This is a genomic window from Thiobacillus sp. (assembly GCF_018780105.1).
Classification (GTDB): Bacteria; Pseudomonadota; Gammaproteobacteria; order Burkholderiales; family Thiobacillaceae; genus Thiobacillus.
Genome location: NZ_JADMKC010000002.1, coordinates 86,336 through 104,563 on the forward strand (window position 1 = coordinate 86,336; position 18,228 = coordinate 104,563).

General features: G+C 63.2%; 21 protein-coding genes. 10 read left to right on the top strand and 11 right to left on the bottom strand.

Annotated features, from left to right (window positions below):
* Positions 1–2: 2 nt before the first annotated feature.
* The 5 genes from IV098_RS00865 (at position 3) to IV098_RS00885 (ending at position 4,366) form a co-directional block, all read left to right on the top strand.
* Positions 3–1,514: a HAMP domain-containing sensor histidine kinase gene (locus tag IV098_RS00865; RefSeq protein WP_296885502.1), complete on the top strand. Its 1,512-nt coding sequence runs from the start codon at positions 3–5 to the stop codon at positions 1,512–1,514.
* Positions 1,511–1,993: a hypothetical protein gene (locus IV098_RS00870; protein WP_296885503.1), complete on the top strand. Its 483-nt coding sequence runs from the start codon at positions 1,511–1,513 to the stop codon at positions 1,991–1,993. Before IV098_RS00865 ends, IV098_RS00870 begins: the two co-directional genes overlap by 4 nt.
* Positions 1,990–3,342 (top strand): sigma 54-interacting transcriptional regulator, encoded by a 1,353-nt coding sequence (locus tag IV098_RS00875; protein ID WP_296885505.1) that lies wholly within the window; start codon positions 1,990–1,992, stop codon positions 3,340–3,342. The genes IV098_RS00870 and IV098_RS00875 overlap by 4 nt, the downstream gene beginning before the upstream one ends.
* A gap of 316 nt (positions 3,343–3,658) precedes the next feature.
* The gene (locus IV098_RS00880; protein ID WP_296885507.1) at positions 3,659–3,940 is read left to right on the top strand and encodes a hypothetical protein; all 282 of its coding nucleotides are present in this window, start codon (positions 3,659–3,661) and stop codon (positions 3,938–3,940) included.
* Positions 3,941–4,024: 84 nt separating this feature from the next.
* On the top strand, positions 4,025–4,366 hold the full coding sequence (locus IV098_RS00885) for a hypothetical protein (protein WP_296885509.1): 342 nt from the start codon (positions 4,025–4,027) through the stop codon (positions 4,364–4,366).
* Positions 4,367–4,571: 205 nt separating this feature from the next.
* Here IV098_RS00885 and IV098_RS00890 read toward each other — a convergent pair whose 3' ends face one another.
* From IV098_RS00890 to IV098_RS00905, 4 genes are all read right to left on the bottom strand, one after another.
* Complete coding sequence (locus IV098_RS00890) at positions 4,572–5,249, bottom strand: hypothetical protein (RefSeq protein ID WP_296885511.1); 678 nt, start codon at positions 5,247–5,249, stop codon at positions 4,572–4,574.
* Positions 5,250–5,303: 54 nt separating this feature from the next.
* The gene (locus IV098_RS00895; RefSeq protein WP_296885512.1) at positions 5,304–5,675 is read right to left on the bottom strand and encodes a DUF805 domain-containing protein; all 372 of its coding nucleotides are present in this window, start codon (positions 5,673–5,675) and stop codon (positions 5,304–5,306) included.
* Positions 5,676–5,786: 111 nt separating this feature from the next.
* Positions 5,787–6,623, bottom strand: coding sequence for an NAD(P)H-hydrate dehydratase (locus IV098_RS00900; protein ID WP_296885514.1), 837 nt, complete (start codon positions 6,621–6,623; stop codon positions 5,787–5,789).
* Complete coding sequence (locus tag IV098_RS00905; protein WP_296885516.1) at positions 6,620–6,745, bottom strand: hypothetical protein; 126 nt, start codon at positions 6,743–6,745, stop codon at positions 6,620–6,622. The genes IV098_RS00900 and IV098_RS00905 overlap by 4 nt, the downstream gene beginning before the upstream one ends.
* Positions 6,746–6,962: 217 nt before the next feature.
* Between IV098_RS00905 and IV098_RS00910 the strand changes: the two genes are divergently transcribed.
* Positions 6,963–7,697, top strand: coding sequence for a flagellar brake protein (locus IV098_RS00910; protein WP_296885518.1), 735 nt, complete (start codon positions 6,963–6,965; stop codon positions 7,695–7,697).
* 80 nt (positions 7,698–7,777) lie between these two features.
* On the opposite strand, the gene IV098_RS00915 is transcribed toward IV098_RS00910, so the two are convergent.
* From IV098_RS00915 to IV098_RS00935, 5 genes are all read right to left on the bottom strand, one after another.
* Complete coding sequence (locus IV098_RS00915) at positions 7,778–8,932, bottom strand: OmpP1/FadL family transporter (protein ID WP_296885519.1); 1,155 nt, start codon at positions 8,930–8,932, stop codon at positions 7,778–7,780.
* 316 nt (positions 8,933–9,248) lie between these two features.
* Complete coding sequence (locus IV098_RS00920) at positions 9,249–9,890, bottom strand: polymer-forming cytoskeletal protein (RefSeq protein WP_296885521.1); 642 nt, start codon at positions 9,888–9,890, stop codon at positions 9,249–9,251.
* A gap of 290 nt (positions 9,891–10,180) precedes the next feature.
* Positions 10,181–10,693 (bottom strand): O-acetyl-ADP-ribose deacetylase, encoded by a 513-nt coding sequence (locus IV098_RS00925; RefSeq protein WP_296885523.1) that lies wholly within the window; start codon positions 10,691–10,693, stop codon positions 10,181–10,183.
* Between the two features lie 147 nt (positions 10,694–10,840).
* Positions 10,841–11,362, bottom strand: a complete 522-nt coding sequence (sodC, locus tag IV098_RS00930; protein ID WP_296885525.1) for a superoxide dismutase [Cu-Zn] SodC — start codon at positions 11,360–11,362, stop codon at positions 10,841–10,843.
* 293 nt (positions 11,363–11,655) lie between these two features.
* Positions 11,656–13,071, bottom strand: a complete 1,416-nt coding sequence (locus IV098_RS00935) for a DHA2 family efflux MFS transporter permease subunit (protein ID WP_296885527.1) — start codon at positions 13,069–13,071, stop codon at positions 11,656–11,658.
* Between the two features lie 111 nt (positions 13,072–13,182).
* Between IV098_RS00935 and IV098_RS00940 the strand changes: the two genes are divergently transcribed.
* The 3 genes from IV098_RS00940 to IV098_RS00950 all read left to right on the top strand — a co-directional run bounded on the left by IV098_RS00940 (position 13,183) and on the right by IV098_RS00950 (position 14,261).
* Complete coding sequence (locus IV098_RS00940; protein WP_296885529.1) at positions 13,183–13,461, top strand: type II toxin-antitoxin system RelE/ParE family toxin; 279 nt, start codon at positions 13,183–13,185, stop codon at positions 13,459–13,461.
* A 21-nt stretch (positions 13,462–13,482) separates the two neighbouring features.
* The gene (locus IV098_RS00945) at positions 13,483–13,785 is read left to right on the top strand and encodes a HigA family addiction module antitoxin (protein WP_296885531.1); all 303 of its coding nucleotides are present in this window, start codon (positions 13,483–13,485) and stop codon (positions 13,783–13,785) included.
* A 92-nt stretch (positions 13,786–13,877) separates the two neighbouring features.
* Positions 13,878–14,261 carry a hypothetical protein gene (locus IV098_RS00950; protein ID WP_296885533.1) on the top strand — a complete coding sequence of 128 codons (384 nt, stop codon included), beginning with the start codon at positions 13,878–13,880 and terminating at the stop codon, positions 14,259–14,261.
* 272 nt (positions 14,262–14,533) lie between these two features.
* Here IV098_RS00950 and IV098_RS00955 read toward each other — a convergent pair whose 3' ends face one another.
* The gene (locus IV098_RS00955) at positions 14,534–15,544 is read right to left on the bottom strand and encodes an NAD-dependent epimerase (RefSeq protein WP_296885535.1); all 1,011 of its coding nucleotides are present in this window, start codon (positions 15,542–15,544) and stop codon (positions 14,534–14,536) included.
* A gap of 86 nt (positions 15,545–15,630) precedes the next feature.
* Between IV098_RS00955 and waaA the strand changes: the two genes are divergently transcribed.
* The gene (waaA, locus tag IV098_RS00960) at positions 15,631–16,887 is read left to right on the top strand and encodes a lipid IV(A) 3-deoxy-D-manno-octulosonic acid transferase (protein WP_296885537.1); all 1,257 of its coding nucleotides are present in this window, start codon (positions 15,631–15,633) and stop codon (positions 16,885–16,887) included.
* Here waaA and IV098_RS00965 read toward each other — a convergent pair.
* Positions 16,873–18,219, bottom strand: a complete 1,347-nt coding sequence (locus IV098_RS00965) for a TolC family outer membrane protein (RefSeq protein WP_296885538.1) — start codon at positions 18,217–18,219, stop codon at positions 16,873–16,875. The genes waaA and IV098_RS00965 overlap by 15 nt on opposite strands.
* Between the last annotated feature and the right edge of the window lie 9 nt (positions 18,220–18,228).

The window sequence follows — 18,228 nt, forward strand, 5'->3', positions numbered from 1 at the left end:
CGATGGCGGCCACCGCCATCGCGTTTCCCCAATCGGGGTATGCTGCGACATTGCCAACGCCCTTCATCCGGATGCTTGCTGGCCCTTACTATCCCCGTTCGTTCACCATACTGGTCATCGTCGCCATGGGCGTGCTGATCGTGCCGTTGGCCAGCGGCCTGATCAACGTGGTTCATGTGCTGCAGGGCGTGGTCGATACCCAGCGCCAGTTCACCCGCAACAGCCTTGCGATTACCCTCGAGGTGCGGCAGATCGTCGAATCGGTCAGCCAGCTGCAGCGCGCCGCCGGGCAATACCATCTGTTGCAGGATGCCGAATTCGGCGGCCCGCTGCGGATGCGTTTCGACGAGTTGCAAACGCAGTTGACGCGCCTCGATGCACAACTTGTCGACGCGCCCACGCATACCACTCTGGCCGCGCTGCAAACGCGCAGCCGGGTGCTGTATCGCAAGCTGCGGCCCGGAAGCTTTCTCGACAGCGCGCAGTTCCATGCGCTCGCTCCCGAATTCGATGCGCTGCACACGGCCGCCCGCACCTTGCTCACCGAGGCCGACGCGTCGGTGCAGAGCGAATTGCGAACGCTGGAAGCGGCCATGCAAACCACCCGGCAGCGCCTGATCCTGCTGGCGCTGGCGCTGATTCCGTTGACGTTGCTGCTGGCGGCCGTGTTTTCCTGGCTTATCAACCGTCCGATCAAGCAGCTCAAGGCCTCGATCCAGCAGCTTGGCCGGGCCGACCTGAGCCCGCTGCAGGCGATCAGCGGGCCGCAGGACATCGTTGAACTGGGGCGCGAAATCGACTGGCTGCGGCAACGTCTGCACGCGCTGGAAGAGCAGAAGCTGCGCTTCTTGCGCCACGTCTCGCATGAGCTGAAAACTCCGCTGGCGTCGTTACGCGAGGGGGTGGCCTTGCTGGACGACGAGCTGGCGGGCAGCCTCAACGCGCGTCAGCGCACCATCGTCACCATCATGGACAGCAGCAGCCGCGACCTGCAGAAACGCATCGAGGACCTGATCCGTTACGGCAGCCTGGTGCGCGATGCCACCCTGCCCCCCACCCTGCCGCAGCAGGCGCTCGACGACGCGCTCGACAGTGTGCTGGCGCGTCACCGGCTCGCGCTCGATGCCCGCCGTATCCAGGTCGACACGCAACTGGCGGCGCCGATGCTGCACGCCGAGCGGGGTCAGCTGGAAACCGTGCTCGACAACCTGCTGTCGAACGCCATCAAATTCAGCCCCGAAAATGGGCGCATCCTGATTCGCAGTGAACTTTCCACCGATGCCGCCATCCTTGATGTGTGCGACCAGAGCGGCGGCATTCCGCTCGCCGAGCGCAGCCGCATCTTCGAGCCCTTTTTCCAGGGCGCGCGCCAACCCGACAGCGCGGTCAAAGGCAGCGGGTTGGGGCTGTCGATCGTGCGCGAAACGCTGCTGGCCGCCGGCGGGACGATCGAGATCGTCGACAGCCCGCCCTGGACAACCTGCTTCCGCCTAACCTGGCCCTTGCCGCAATGACGTTTAAATCTGTTCTGCTTGCCGGTCTTCTGCTGGGTCTGGGTGCGTGTTCCGCCCTGCCTCCGCCCCAACCTGAGCGTCAGGCGCCCCGCATCGCCCCGTCCGAGCCCGGCGCTTCGGTGCTGTTGAGCGAACTGGTACGCGTGGCGGCCCTGTCTCCGGAGCAACGGCGGCGCGAACTGGCCAGTCTGGATGGCGGGCGCCGCCTCGACGACGTCAGGCGGTTTCAGCTGGCTGCGCTGGCGGAACGCGAAGACAGTACGGACGCCTATGAGCGCGGCATCAAGGCGCTGGCCGCGATGGAAGAAGGCGATCCCCGCACGCAGGCGCTGGTCGAGTTGTTGAAAAGGTCGCTCAAGGCACGTATCGAGATCAAGCAACAAACCCTGCGTGCGGAGGAGTTGCAGGACAAGCTCGATCAGATCAAGGCGCTGGAAAAGTCCCTGCAACAGCGCAGCACGCCAGGCAACGCGCCATGAAAAAACCTGCCATTCTGGTCGTCGACGACGACGCCTCGCTGCGCGAACTGATCACCTTGCGGCTGGAAGCCAACGGGTTTCGGGTCGAGGCGGTGGGCAGCGGCGAAGCGGCGCTGGCGCAGCTGTCGGTGACGCGACCGGACGCCGTGCTGACCGACATGCAGATGGCAGGGATGGATGGCATGGCGCTGTTTCGCGCCATCCATGCGCGCGACCCGTCGCTGCCGGTGATCGTGCTGACCGCGCACGGCAGCATTCCGGACGCCGTGGCCGCCACCCAGCAAGGCCTGTTCGGCTATCTGACCAAACCCTACGACGCCCCCACGCTGGTCAGTTTGCTGAAACGCGCCACCTTGCTGGCGGGCAGCAGCTCCGACACGGGCGACGACAGCTGGCGCAGCGAAATCCTCACCGCCAGTCCGGCAATGGACACGCTGCTGGCCGAAGCCCGGCTGGCCGCGCAAAGCGAAGCCGCGCTGCTGATCCAGGGCGAGTCGGGCACCGGCAAGGAGTTGCTGGCGCGCGCGATTCACCATGCCAGTCCGCGCCGCGCCAAGCCCTTCGTCGCCATCAATTGCGGCGCGATTCCAGCCGAGCTGCTCGAGTCGGAACTGTTCGGCCACATGAAAGGTTCGTTCACCGGTGCGGGGCGCGATCATCCCGGCCTGTTCCTCAGCGCGCACGGCGGCACGGTTTTTCTGGACGAGATCGGCGACATGCCGTTGCCGCTGCAGGTCAAACTCCTGCGCGTGCTGCAGGAGGGCGAGGTGAGGCCGGTGGGCGCGACCGAAACGCGGGCGGTGGACGTGCGCATCCTGTCAGCCACCCATCGCAATCTGGAAGAAGCGATCGCCAGCGGCGAGTTTCGCGAAGACCTGTATTACCGCCTCAATGTGGTCAACCTGACGTTGCCGCCGCTGCGCGAACGGCGCGAGGACATTCCGCTGCTGGCGCGGCATTTCCTCACCCAGCTGACGGAAAAATACCGTCGCCGCATCCACGGCTTTGCGCCCGAGGCGCTGGAAATGCTGGTGGCGGCCGACTGGCCGGGCAATATCCGTCAGCTGCACAATGTGCTGGAGCAATGCTGCGCGCTGTGCACTACGTCGACCATTCCGGCCAGTCTGGTGGCGCGCGCCCTGCGCGACAAGCCGGCCGACATTCAGCCGCTGGCGGAAGCGCGGGCGGCGTTCGAGCGCGATTACCTGATCACGCTGCTGAAGCTGACGCGCGGCCAGGTCAGCGAAGTGGCGCGGCTGGCGGGACGCAACCGCACCGAGGTGTACCGGCTGCTGGAGCGCCACGGCCTCACCCCCGCCCTGTTCAAGGGCCGCGACGAAACCGGCTGATTCCGGGCGCTGCCAGGCGATCATCCAACAAGTAGCTTGGCCCCTGGTTTTGCGTGTGTTCGGCGCGTCTGGACGATTTGTCGTCAAGCCCAGACAAAAATCCCGCCCAAAAACAAGGGCATACAAATCCCGCCTGAATCCGTCGCTGTCAGGCGACAAATACCCGCCCTAAACGGCAGCACGCGCTTGCCGGTCAGGCCTCGAGATCGGGCATCCACTTGATTTAATGGATAAAAATAGAGCTGGCATGATCGTCGCTCTATCCCTGTCGAGTGCATCTGCATTCACATCCATTTAACGACAGGAGTAAATCAAGATGACTACCTTTGACATTCGTATCCGCAATGCAGCCATTGTCACCCTGGTGTGTGCTTTCGCCGCCGCCCAGGCCTGGGCCGCTTCAACCAAGCCGGATTTCAAGGCCTACGACAAGAACAGCGACGGCATGATCAGCCTGGAGGAATTTGTTGAACTGGGCGGCAAAGGCCAGGACTTCATGACCGGCGACGTCAACGGCGACAACCGCCTCAGCAGCGAAGAGTGGACCAAGATCGCTGCCAACACGGTACCTGGCAAGTCGCCCAGCAAGACACAGTAAGCCAATACGCTGATCTTCAGACCCGACACTGGCCGGACGCGCCCACACCGCGGGCGGCCAGCTCGAATCAATACAGGAGCACCTATGCGCAAGACCACGCAATACCTCAATGACGAACACATGCAGTTGTACGAATGGTGCGGCGCCGGCGCCGGGACGATCTGCGACATCCCGGCACCATCGAAACGATCCACCTCCCGGCGTACGGCCTGCGGCGTGCTGGCCCTGATGGGCAGCTTGCTGATCTTGAGCGGTTGCACTACCCAGAGCCCGGCTGAACAGGCGCAGGGGCAGGCTGTCGAGGAAATGAAAATGAAAGCGGGGGCGCTGTATGAAGAAGACGCATCTAAACCGGCATCCGTACAATCGCCGGAAGCAGCTGGGTACGCGGTGGGTGAGGCGCCCGCAGAGCAGCCTGCCCGATAGCACAGGCATGTGCCTGCTCGATGTGCGTGCGGTCAGGCGATACCGTATCCAGCGGCGGATCAAGAAATCGGCGGCGCGCCGTCATCGGCCGGTTTGATCTGCGGCGCCCGTTGATGAGGCGCAAGCAAAAAAGAGTCTCTCGAGACTCTTTTTTGCACTGCGTTTTGCCTGCGCGGGTGGGGGTTGCAGGCGAAAAGCCGTTTGCTCAGCGGTAGCCGGGTTCGTTCGAGTTGTAGATGATCCAGGTCAGATACTGGCCGCTGCTGAATCCCGCCTGATTGGAAAAGATCAACCGTCCCTGTCCCTTGTAGGTCGCTTCCCAGCGCGTGGTGTCGCTGCCGAAATAGAAGGGAATGAAGGCTTTGCCGGTGACGTAGGCGCCCTGATCGGTAGGCTGGCCGACCAGATCGAATACCTGTTGCATCGGCATGCCGATTTTCAGTTTGGTGAAGCGGCTGCCCTTGACCGGGACGCCGGTGATTTCGCCCTGCCAGTCGTTGATGCCCTTGACCTGGGTGCCTTGTCCCGCTTCGACCTTGCTGGAGTCCGTCACCGGCGTGTTTTTCGACAGGTCGTAACCGCCGGCTGCCACCGCAACCGTAGCCGGTTTGGCCGCCGTGGGGGCGGGTTTGACGCAAGCCGGATCCTGCGTCGGCTTGGCCTTGGTTTTGGAATTCTTCTTGCTGCTTTTGGCCGGCGCCGTGTCCTTGCAAACCGGCGTCTGGGCAGCAGCCGGCTGCGGAGCCGCCTCGGCCGGAGCCGCCGAAGTCGCCGTGGGCGCGGCTTCGGTCGGCCGGGTTTCGGTGCTGAGGCAGCCGGACAGGCTCAGGCCTGCAGCCAGCAGGATAAACAGGAGGGAGGCTTGTGAATGTGCGTGTGTCATGGTCGATCCGGAAGTCAGTTGAACAAGATTGGTCTGTAAGCCTGCGGGCAGTCGCTAAGCCGCTACCCCTTTGGGGTTCGCACCGTGCTGATTGTCGCCGGGTGTGCCGTCGAGCAGCATGAATACCAGCAGCACGATCGCGCCGAGCAGGGGCACCAGACCGATCAGCAGCCACCAGCCGCTGCGGTCGGTGTCGTGCAGGCGGCGCACCGTCACCGCCAGGCTGGGAACCAAAACCGCCAGCGAGTAGAGGCCGCTCAGCAAGCCGATGCCGAGTTCGGCATCCAGCAAGCCCGTCATGAAATCGATAGCCGTGAGCACCACGCTGGCGATCAGGTTGAACAGGATGAAAAACCAGTACTCCTTGCGGCGGGCGCGGCCCTTGAATACCGCGTATTGCTTGAGAACATTGAGATACCAGTTCATGTTTTTCCCTGTTGGCTGAAGTGTGTGGCATGGCTGAAGTTGTCAGGCCATCGGTTTTGCGTCGTGTGAAATGCGTGCAGCGCAACGATACACCGGCGCGTCCTGCGTGCGTCAGGCCTGATGGGTGAAATCTGTCGTTGCAGCGTTTGCGTTCAGCCGGTTTCGTATCCGCCCGATCAGCTCCGAAGCCGTCAGTCCTTCCGGGCCCAGACCGTCCGCGACTGCATCGTCCGCTGCCTGGCCGTGCAGCCATACCGCCAGCCGCAAGGCGTCTGCGGGCGGCAGGCGCGCCAGAAACGCGGCCAGCATGCCGGTCAGCACATCGCCCATGCTCGGCGCGCTCAGGGCCGGATTGCCGCTTGCATTGATCGAGACGGTGCCATCGGGCTGCGCCAGCACCGAGCCCGCGCCCTTCAGCACCACCCAGGCATGGAATGTCGCCGTCAGTTGCCGCGCCGCCTGTTCGCGGTTGGCCTGAATCGCGTCGGTGCGGGTGTGGAGCAAACGCGCAGCCTCGCCTGGGTGCGGCGTCAGTAGCGTCGGCGCGGTCCGCCTGGCACACGCTTCGGCCAGATCCCCGTGTTGCGCCAGACCGTTCAAGCCATCCGCATCGATCACCAGCAGCCCCGGGTGGCGCAAGGCGACCTGCAGCAGATCGACGGCCGCGCGCGTCTGTCCCAGCCCCGGCCCGATCGCCAGTACCGTCAGGCCGGGATCGTTTACCAGTGTTTCGGGCGGTGCAAACATCAGTTCGGGCGCGCAGAAATCGACGTGGACAGCCGCATCCAGCACGCCCAGCGTCACCCGCCCCGCGCCGCATTGCAGCGCCGCCCGCCCCGCCAGCAGCGCTGCGCCCACCATGCCCGGCGCCCCGCCGACGATACCGACGTGGCCCAATTGCCCCTTGTGGCTGTCGTGCGGGCGGGGCGGCAGCAGCGGCGGGGTCATGGCCGTGAGTCCACTGCGCCGACGCGGTCGAGCGCGATCATCCACGTCGGGTAATCGATCACCCTTTCGTGCTCGCGGACCGTAAGCACGCTGCGCAGCATCATGTTCAAGTATCGGGTCACGTGGCGTCCCTCCAGTCGGGCCCAAAGGCGCCAGCCCGCACGGTATTTGTGTCAACTGTCGGCGCTGCCCTAAATTATGGGCTGTTTATGCACGATATACAGCGTACATGTGCGTTCAAGCCATGTACGCGCGCCAAGGCGCGAGTCGGGGCCCGGCCTGCAAATTGCGCAGGGGGCCGTGTTGAGACAAGCATGACAAATTCCGAGCAGGCAAACGATGTCCACAGTACTTGATGAGGCCTCTCTCAAAACGGGCAAGCCAGAACCCTCCCCGCGTGACGCCGGTCCGCTGACGCTCGACCAGATCAAGCTGAATATCGGCGACGCCATCCAGTTGCAGTTCCAGTCCGATGTCGAGCCGTCGCGCTGCTTCGTCACCCTGATCGGTTATCTGGAAGGCCAGAGCGTCGTTGTCACCACGCCCATCCTCAATGGCAGCATGATGCTGGTGCGCGAAGGGCAGGATTTCGTGGTTCGCCTGTTCAGCGGAAAAAGCGCCTACGCCTTCGCTGCCAGTGCAAAGCGCGTGACCAACACGCCTTACCCTCACCTGCATCTGACTTACCCCAAGGAAGTGCGCGGCATGGTCGTGCGCGGCAGCTCGCGCGGGCGTACCCACATCATCTGCCACGCCACGGTCGAAGGCGGGCGCGGTCATGCATGCATCGCGCGCGACATCAGCATCGGCGGCGCACTGATCGCCGCCAGCGAGAAAATCGGCGAGGTCGGCAAGCTGCTCACGCTCAAGCTGCGCGTCAAGGTCGGCGAGGCCGAGCACGTGCTGGCCTTGAACTGCATGATTCGTTCAGTGAATGCCTCGCGTCCCACGGTGGACGAAAAGCCCACCGTCCTGCACGGACTGTCGTTCGAAGACGTGACCGGCCAGGACACCCTGGTCATCTCGGCCCTGCTTTACCAGAATATGATCAGTGCGCAGGAAGTGGATGGCTAGCAGGTAACGCCATTCAAGCGGTGAGCCAGCAAAAAGGCCGGGAGTGTTGCTCCCGGCCTTTTTGCGATCACGCCATCAGATCAGTACGAATAACTGTACATCAGTTGCCAGTTCAACTGGCTGTGGGTGATCTGCATGCCGCCGTTGCCAAAAGGCATGGCCGGGCCGCTGCCGGTCACCGTCACTTCCGGGGCATAGCTCAGCGCGAAGTTGAGGTCGGACTGTTTGCTGAAGGCATAGCCAAAGCCCACCGTGTAGTGATCCTCGACGATCGCCGGCCACAGGTAGCTGACGTTTTCATCCGGAATCGGATTGCTGCCGTGGTTGTAGCCGATGCGGCCGGTGAGCGCGTCGGTAAACAGGTAGGACAGGCCCAGTGCCACCACGATCTGGTCATCCCAGTTCTGCACGAAAGGCACCGCGCCACCGGCGGGCGTATTGATCGTCACGGTATTCATGCTGCTGCTCCACAGCAGGTCCTTGACGTCGGCTGCAACCATCAAGCGGTCGCTCGCCTGCCAGGCCAGGCCGAGGCCCAGCGTGACCGGCATGTCGAAGCCGTCCACCGAGTAGCCGCCGCCTTTGAGATCCGGCAGGTTGCCCGCGGTCTGGTACACGCCGCCAATCGTGAAGGTGTCGTCAATCTTGTAGGTGAAACCGAGCTTGGCGGCCAGGCTGTAGCCTTTGGCTTCGCCGGTGAAATCGCTGTCGTCCTCGAAATCGAGACCGGCCCCGCTGAACACCAGATCCATCCCCGCCCAGACGGCATCGATGCTGCCGCCGATGTTGAAGCGGTCATTGACCTGATAGGCCACGGGGAAAATCAGGCGGCCGACGCTCACTTGCGCCATGTCGCCATTGGCGTATTCACTGCCCATGCCGCCCTGACCGTAGATGCCCACGCCGTAGCTCAGCGCGCCCTGTTTTTTCACGTAACCGAAAGCGGGTCCGTAGAAGGCGTCGGCGCTGGAGTCGCCCCTGCTGCCGGGTGCGGACACATCGGGGCCGACGAAGCCCACCATTGCGTCCACCCGGCTGCCATCCGTCATCAATCCGAGCGTGGCGGGGTTGTTCGCCATCGCGGCCGTGCCGTTGTCATAGGCCAGGGCGGCGCCGCCCATGCCTTGGGCAATCGGGCCGTAGGCCTCCATCAGCATGCCGTTGGTGGCTGCGGCCAGGCCAGGCACAGCCATTCCCACCACGGCGAGCGCGGTTGCGAGTTTATTCAATTGCATTGGGGTCTTTCGAGGAGAGGGAGGTTATGAACGGGCGAGATTCTAACCGGTTTTTTTTCAAGCCCGTGTGGGCACGGGTGATTTTTCGAGCGTTCCGGGCCGGTGGAAAAACCCCTATAAAACAGCAGGGAATACGCGGCTCGGTTCAACCCCATGCATGAAGCGTCCGGGCGCCCGGGCGGTCACTGCAAAAAAAAGGGTTTACGCGTCTTGCTTACGCGCAAACCCCATTCGCCTATCGGGCAGGATGCGATCCGACCCCGACGTCACGCTGTCGCTCCTCAACGACATGCGCGCATCGATGTGTCGACTCGCCTTAACGTCGCCCCGCCAGATTGCGTGCCAGCGTGGAGCCGAAATGAATCTGCTCCAGTTCCGGCTCCTGCGTGGACGCTTCGGCCACGTCAGGTGTCGGGGTTTGCACAGCGGCTTCCGGCAGCTTGGCCAGGCTGGGTCCGGTAGCAAGCCGTTGCACATCCCCGGAAAGGGTGCCCCCCTCTTCGATCATCATCGCGCCATAGCGGATCACGCCGGTGACCTTGCCGGTGGCGTAAATCACCAGCCGTTTGCGGGCGGTCAGCTCGCCCTCGAAGATTCCGCGCACCTCCGCCACGTCGATCTCGGCCTTGCCCGAAAACACGCCGCCCTCGGCGATGCGAATGTCGCGGCTGTTCATCGACGCTTCCACGCGGCCTTCCACCACCAGGATTTCGCAATCGGTGATTTCCGAGCCTTTCAGCTTGATGTTCGGGCCGACGATGAGTTTGCTGCCCTCCTCGTTCCGTGCGTATTGGGCGGGGTCCTGCGGCAGGGCTTCCGGGGCGGCTTCAACGGCCTTGGCCGTCACGGCAGCCTTCGGGGCTTCGGCGGGTTTGACCGGGTAGCCCGCATGGCTCGTCTTGGTCGAGTCGGTTTTCGATTGGCCAGAATGGCCAGGTTGCATGAAGGATTTGAGCATGGGCTGGGTCTCTCTCGGATACGGGGTGGTAAAACGCTCTGGTGTGGTTGCGACCAGAATTGGGCGCAGTCCTCAATTAGCAATACACGCGCCAGCACTGAAAACCTGTTTATAAACAGTCAGATAAGGAATTTTCTTGGGGGAGTCGGGGTGAAAAATCGGGCAAATCGTCGCCGAATGGCGACAGCCCGAGCGGCCGAATTCAAAACTACTTCAATAAAACAAGAACTTGGGCGTGTTTGCGGCTGTCGCCAGATGGCGACAGGTGCTATGCCGTGCGTGACATCAGCCTACGCTTCGGCAAGCAGTGCCTGGTAGACGGCGAGGTCGGCCGCTGAATTACAGCAAAAAATCACTTCGCAGATGGCGGGAAACTCCAGCACAGCGGCGCGCACCGTCGCCACCGCTATCCCCGCGGCGAGCGCGACCGGGTAGCCGTAGACGCCGCTGCTGATGCCGGGGAACGCCAGGGTGTGGAGGCCGTGCTGCGCCGCGACCTCGATCGCGCGCCGGTAGCACGAGGCCAGTAATTCCGCTTCGCCCCGAGCACCGCCGTGCCAGACCGGGCCCACAGTGTGGATGACAAACCGGGCCGGCAACCGATAGCCCGGCGTGAGTTTGGCGTCGCCCGTCTGGCAGCCGTGCAGTTGGCGGCATGCGCCCAGCAATTGTGGTCCGGCCGTGCGATGGATCGCACCGTCCACCCCGCCGCCGCCGAGCAGTGACGCGTTGGCGGCATTGACGATGGCATCAACCGCGAGCGTCGTGATATCGGCCTGAATGGCGTGCAATGTGGCGGGCATGCTTCAAGGGTCTCCCAATCAAGCTGGGCATCAGGCTTTTCAAGCGCGAGGCGTCGTGTCCCGCGCCGGCATGCCGGGCACGCCGCAAGGTTTGCGGATCGAGCCCAGGCAAGCCAATGGGGTTTGGCCCCATCTACTCCTGGCGCATTACCTCGACACGCCGCACGCCATGCGCGCACCGCCGCCGCCCAGCGCAGCCGGGTGATCGGAATGGTTGTCGCCGCCGACGTGAACCATCAGCGAGCGCCCTTTCATGTCTGCCATTTTCAGGCGCGGTGCCAGAACCGGCTGGCTGGCATTGCCGCTGGCATCCACGAACAGCGGCGGCAGATCGCCCAGGTGGCCATCGCCCCACGGCGTGCCGTGGCGATTGGTGTTTTGCGGGTCGAAATGGCCGCCCGCGGCCAGTGCCGGAACCATCTTGCCGTCCTTGTCCTTGGGCATGCAGCTGGGATTGGCATGCACATGGAAACCATGCAATCCCGGCGTCATGCCGTTGAGGGCTGGAGTGAACACCAGGCCATACGCCGATTCGCTGACCGTGACCTGACCGACAGATGCGCCAACGCCTTTGTCATCAACCAGCGTCATCGGAATAACGATGTCCGCCAGCGCCGAAAACGACGCAACGCTCAACAGGACTGCGGCAACACTAACTTGAACCTTCATGAGTCTCTCTCCTTAAGTGGGTGGAACAACATGGCGTCGATTTCAAGGTAAGGATTGGCCGGCGATATGTTGCCGGCGTCCCGGTTGTGGTTCCAGGGGCCGACAGTACGCCACCTGTCGACCCGCTCCGCATGAGGTGATGATAAAGGCTTTAGCCTGGCTGTTTGTATCGCACCTACTCGCCCATGCACTCTGCTGTGTTCAGTAGAGTCGATGCGAGGGTGGAGCCACTATCTGTAGACCGCGGGGCTGTTCGATGCTTTTTTCATGTGGCCTTCCCCACGCTTTAGCGCCTATTCCGTTTCACGCACGACGTTTCCCTTGCTGACACTCTCACCGTCGCCTGGGCGCAACGACCAGAAAGACAGTGAAGACAAGGAGGTCAGGCCGCCCAGCGTCAGAAACGCGTAGTGCAATGCCGTCGTCACCGCCGCGCGGTCGGTTTGCGGCAGATCCCCCAAATACCAGGCTGCGATCAGCGAGCCGCAGGCCAGCCCAAAGCTCATCGACATCTGCTGCATCGAACTGGAAATCGTGCTCGCCATGCTCGAATCGGGCGCATCGATGTCGGCAAAAGCCATCGAGTTCATGCTGGTGTATTGCAGCGAATTGAAAAAACCCATCGACAGACTCAGCAGCACGATCAGTCCGATCGGCGTGGCCGGGCCCACCAGCGAGAACAGGCTGACGACGACCCCGATCATCACCGTATTCACGGTCAGGATGCGGCGGTAGCCAAAGCGCGCCAGCACCCGTGCCGAAATGAACTTCATGAACATGGCCGCCGCAGCGGCAGGCATCATCAGCAGGCCCGCCTGCCACGCCGGCATGCCGAGACCGAGCTGGTACAGCAGCGGCAGCAGAAACGGCATGCCGCCCACCCCCAGCCGCGTGATGAAGCCGCCCATCACCGACACGCGAAACGTGCGCACGCGGAACAGCGCCAGGCGCAGCAGCGGATGGGGCGTCGCGCGCGCGTGCCAGAAATAGGCGGCGAACAGGCTGAGGCTGAGCAGCAGCAGCGTCGCGGCCGAGCCCACGTCGAGTTCATGTTCGCCAAAGATTTCCAGCAGCCAGGACAGCAGCGCCGCACCGCTGCCGAAAAGCACCAGGCCGACGACATCCAGCGGCCGCGCCGCATCGCCCCGGTAATCCGGCATGTAGCGATGCGCCAGCCACAGCGCCAGCAGACCCGCCGGCACATTGACGAAGAAAATGTAGCGCCACGACAGCCAGTGCACGATCAGGCCGCCGACCGTCGGCCCGAGCAGCGGCCCGATCAGCGCCGGAATGATGACGAAGTTCATCGCCCGCAACAGCTCCGCCTTGGGAAAGGTGCGGACGATCGTCAGCCGCCCCACCGGCATCATCATCGCCGCGCCGATACCCTGCAGGATGCGCCCCGCCACCAGCATCGGCGCGTTTTGCGCCAGACCGCACAGGATCGAGGCAAAGGTGAAAATGCCGACCGCGATGCTGAACACGCGGCGCGTGCCGTAGCGGTCCGCCATCCAGCCGCTCACCGGTATGCACACTGCCAAGCTTAGGATATAGCTGGTCACCACCGCCTTCAGGCTCAGCGGTGTCACCTGCAGACTCTGCGCCATCGCCGGCACCGCCGTGTTGACGATGGTGGTGTCGAGTTGCTCCATGAACAGTGCCACGGCCACGACCCAGGGCAGGTAGGTTTTGACTGTGGAAGGGTTCATTTGCGGGTGAGAAATGGCCGTATCAGAGCGACTCAATTTACGTGGGCAACAGGTTGCAAGTTAATCGGCGGTGGCTTGACAGATGCTAACGCGAGGCGTTAGTGTTGCGGCATGATCAAGCGATTCAAATGTCGCGAAACACAAGCGCTGTTCGAGGGAAAACGCTCTCCGCGGTTTGCCAACGTCGCAAGCGTAGCGATCCGCAAATTGCAGATGCTACACGCAGTCGAGCGTCTGGAATCCCTGCGTATCCCGCCGCAAAATCGGCTCGAAGCACTCAAAGGCGACCGCAAGGGCCAGTGGAGTATCCGCGTCAACGACCAGTGGCGTGTGTGCTTTGTCTGGAAGGATGGCGCGGCGTGGGACGTGGAAATCGTCGATTATCACTAACTCAATTCACCAGGAGCCATCATGGCAAAACGTCAAATCCCGCTCGCCACCCCCGGCGAAATCCTGCTGGAAGAATTTCTCAAGCCGCTGGGCGTCACCCAATACCGGCTGGCCAAGGAAATCGGCGTACCGCAGCGCCGCATCGGGGAAATCGTCGCCGGCAAGCGCAGCATCACCGCCGATACCGCCGCGCGCCTGGGCGTTTTCTTTGGCATGGAAGCCGAGTTCTGGCTGAACCTGCAGGCGCACTATGACTTGGCGATCACGCGGGAAGCGCTGGCCGAGAATCTGGCCGCGATCCATCCGCTGGAGGCAGCGGCGTAAGTCGGGCGTCGCGTATGTGTTATTGCAAGACCCCATCACCACCCAGAGGTGATGGCCTAAGTTGATAATCGAAAAAAATGGAGGGGGAGACCATGACCAATAATATGAAGGACACAGACTGGCAGGAAACCTATAGCTCTCTCCTAAAGTTGTCCACCGAGGGCTTTAAGTTTTGCGCCTTAGCAAATGGTGGTGCGGCTGTTGCTATCCTCGCTTACTTAGGGGATATCGCTGGAAAGGACGGGCCAGTTCCTGACATGCGTTGCGCGATGCTGTCATTTTTGCTTGGGCTGTTTTTTTGCGGCGTCGCCATGTTGTATGCATATTTAACCCAATTGAAGCGACTGAATAACCTCGTGGACGGCAGCGGCACGCGCGGCGACTGGCGCTTAGTGGTGTCCCTTGTATTCGCTGTCCTGAGTCTGTTTGCATTTGGCCTTGGGTCCTTGCTTGCGGTCACATCGTTTGTTAAGTAGCGGAATCAAAGGGGACAGACTGAACTGACCGGGTATTTCGGACGCTCTAATCAAGCAACGCACTTTAGCTACGCCATAAAATGGCAATTAATATTGCTATACCAACACTTAATATCCAATTCAATTTTTCTTCGATTTTGTTTAAAACCTTGCATGTTTCAATGCTTATTTCCCTTTCTGTTGGCTCGTACATTCTTTCTCCAATCGATTAGATGAGGCTTGCCTAGAATTCCCATGAACTAAAAGGGCCAACTTCGGTTATCTCCACTGGTTCAGCCCAGCGTCTTGTACTTCCGGTACCACTCCACCCACTTCCCGATCCCATACTCCAGCGTTGTCGCCGGCTTGAAGCCGGTGTCGCGGATGAGGTCGTCGACGTCGGCGTAGGTCGCCTGCACGTCGCCGTCCTGCATCGGCAGGAAGTTCTTTTTCGCGGTCTGGCCGAGCGCGGCTTCGATGGTGCCGATGAAGTCCATCAGCTGCACCGGGGTGTGGTTGCCGATGTTGTAGACGCGGTAGGGCGCGTGGCTCGATGCCGGGTCGGGGTTGTTGTGGTCGAAGTTCGGGTTGCCCTGTGGGATGCGGTCGAGCACTTTGACGGTGCCGTCGGCGATGTCGTCGATGTAGGTGAAGTCGCGCATCATGTCGCCGTGGTTGAAGACGTCGATGGTGCGGTTTTCCAATATTGCGGAAGTGAACAGCCACGGCGACATGTCGGGCCGGCCCCACGGGCCGTAGACGGTGAAGTAGCGCAGGCCGGTGGTGGGCAGGCCGTAGAGGTGCGAGTAGGTGTGCGCCATCAGCTCGTTGGCCTTTTTGCTGGCGGCGTACAGGCTCACCGGGTGGTTGACCGGGTCGTGGGTGGAGAACGGAATCTTGGTGTTGGCGCCGTACACGCTCGACGAACTGGCGTAGACGAAGTGCTTGACGCCGTGGTGGCGGCAGCCTTCGAGCAGGTTGGCAAAGCCGACGATGTTGGACTGCACGTAGGCGTGCGGATTCTTCAGCGAGTAGCGCACGCCGGCCTGCGCGGCGAGGTTGATGACGGCGTCGAAGTGGCCTTTCTCGAACAGGTCTTCCATCACCATGCGGTCGGAGATGTCGTCCTTGAGGAAGCGGAAGTTGGGGTAGGGCTTCAGCTGCTCCAGCCGCGCCAGCTTCAAGGCCGGGTCGTAGTAGTCGTTGAGGTTGTCGATGCCGACCACTTCGTCGCCGCGTTTCAGCAGGATTTGCGCGACGTGCATGCCGATAAACCCGGCCGCGCCGGTGAGCAGAATTTTCATTTTTCAGCCTCCAGAAAGTGCCGTCGAGTTTAGCACTCCACGTTTGCGGCTATGGGCACAGCCGCTGCCCCGCTTACAATCCGCCGATGCCCACCCCGCGTCTGATCCTCGACTGGAGCCTCTATCGGCTGGCTTTGCTGCTGGCCGCGCCGCTGATTCCGCTGCGGCTGCTGTGGCGCGGGCGGCGCGAGCGCGGCTATCTGCAACACTGGGGCGAACGGCTGGGGGCGGCGGACGTGCCGACAGGCGCGATCTGGATTCATGCGGTGTCGGTGGGCGAGATGCGCGCGGCGCAGCCGCTGATCGAAGCCTTGCGTGCCGACCACCCCGATGCGCCCATCCTGCTCAGCTGCATGACGCCGACCGGCCGCGCCACGGCGGAATCGCTGTACGGCCGCTTCGCCCGCATCGTTTATCTGCCTTACGACTACGCCTGGCTGGTGCGGCGCTTTCTGCACCGCGCGCAGCCGCGTGCCGGCATCCTGATGGAAACCGAGCTGTGGCCGAACCTGATACATGCCGCCGCGCGGGCCAGCGTGCCGTTGATGCTGGCGAACGCGCGGTTGTCGGAACGTTCGGCGCGCGGCTATGCGCGTTTGCCTGCGCTGGTGCGCGCCTGCCTGCAGCGCATCGCCGTGGTGGCGGCGCAGACCGCGGCCGACGCCGCGCGGCTGGCGGCGCTGGGCGCACGCGCGCCGCAGGTCACCGGCAATCTCAAGTTCGACATCGCACCGCCCGCCGAGCAGCTCGAACGCGGCGCCGGGTGGAAAGCGGGTTGGGGCGGGCGGCCGGTGCTGCTCGCCGCGAGCACGCGCGAAGGCGAAGAGGCCCCGCTGCTGCGCGCCTTTGCCGGGGCCGCAGCGACCGACGTGTTGCTGGTGCTGGTGCCGCGCCATCCACAGCGTTTCGACGAAGTGGCCCGACTGATCGAAGCGGCCGGCCTGCCGTATCAGCGGCGCAGCGCGGGGGCGCCGCTCAGGCCGGAGTCGCGCGTGCTGCTCGGCGACAGTCTCGGTGAACTGTTCGCTTACTACGCGGCGTGCGATGTGGCTTTCGTCGGCGGCAGCCTGCAGCCGCTGGGCGGGCAGAATCTGATCGAGGCGGCGAGCGTGGGGCGGCCGGTGCTGGTGGGGCCGCACACGTTCAATTTCGAGGAGGCGACGCGGCTGGCGATCGAGGCAGGCGCTGCGCTGCGGGTGGGCGATGCCGACGCATGGATGGCGGCAGCGTTGCGGCTGCTGGTCGATGCGCCGGCGCGCGCCCGCATGGGCGAGGCCGGTCTGGCGTTTGCTGCGCGCCATCGCGGCGCGGCAGCGCGGGTGGCGGGGTTACTGCGCCGCTGAGGCGGGACGCAGCACCTGATCGACGGTGGTCAGGTCTTCCGGGACGAGCGTGCCAACGGCCGCCTTGAGGCTGAGCCCGGCCAGAATGAACTGATAGCGCGCGGCAGCCAGGCGCTGCTCGCCGGAAAACACCAGCTGCTGCGCATTCAGCACGTCCAGCGTGGTGCGCACGCCGACCTGCACGCCGAGCCGCGTGGATTCGAGCTGCAGTTTGGTGGACGCCACCGTGCGTTCCAGTGCGCGCACCTGGGCGTCGGCGCTGGTCACGTTGAGGTAGGCCCGGCGAGCGCTCAGCACGGCATCGCGTTGCGCGGTGAACAGATCCTGGCGCGCTTTTTCCTGGTTGGCGACGGCCTGGCGCACCTGCGAATCGACGCGTCCGCCCTGATAGATCGGCACATTGAACTCGACCCCCACCAGCGCAGTGTTGATGTCGGCCAGGGTTATGCCGAGGCTCTGGTTCTTGTTGTAGTTGTAGCCCGCGACCGCATTCAGCGTGGGGTAGTGCCCGGCGCGGCTGAGCTCGATCTGCTGGTCGGCGATGGTCTTGTTGTAACGCTGGATCTGCACATTGAGGTTGCCCGTCTCGGCCTGGGTCGCCCACTCGTCAATGGCATGGGCGGCGGACAGTTTGCGGATGAGGGGGTCGATCAGCGCGGCCTGCTCGGCCTTGTCCGCCAGCGTGTCGAGCGCAGCCGGCTGCTTGCCGATGATCTGTTCCAGGTTGCGCAGGTTGATGTTGAGCGTGTTCTCTTCGGCGATTTCCTGCGCAATGGCGAGGTCGTAGCGCGCCTGGGCTTCCTGAGTGTCGATGATGGTGGCAGTGCCGACTTCGAAATTGCGCTTGGCGGCCGCCAGTTCTTCGGTGATGGCGGCTTTCTGCGCGCGGGTGAGGCCGACGTTGTCCTGCGCCTGCAAGACGTCGAAATACGCTTGCGCGGTGCGCAGGATCAGATCCTGACCCGCGAGGTCGAGCTGGCGGGCGACGATCTTGACCTGTTCCTCGGCCTGATCGACCTGCACCGAGCTGGCCTTGTTGTAGAGCGGCTGCACGGCGTTGAGATTGACGGCACCGTTGCCGTGCTGGGTGTCGCCACTGGGCAGGCTGGTGCGGACGTCGTTGTAGCGGGCGTTGCCGTCGATTCCGACTTGCGGCAGCAGTGCCGAACGCGCCTGTGGCAGGGCTTCCAGCCCGGCCTGATAGGCGGCGCGGGCTGCAGCGTACTGGGTGTCGTTCGCCAGCGCTTCACGGTAGATGTCGCCGAGGTTGGCCGCCTGCAAGGCCGGGCTGAGCGTGAGGCCGAGGGCGAGGATCAAAGGTTTGAGTTGCATACGGTTCCC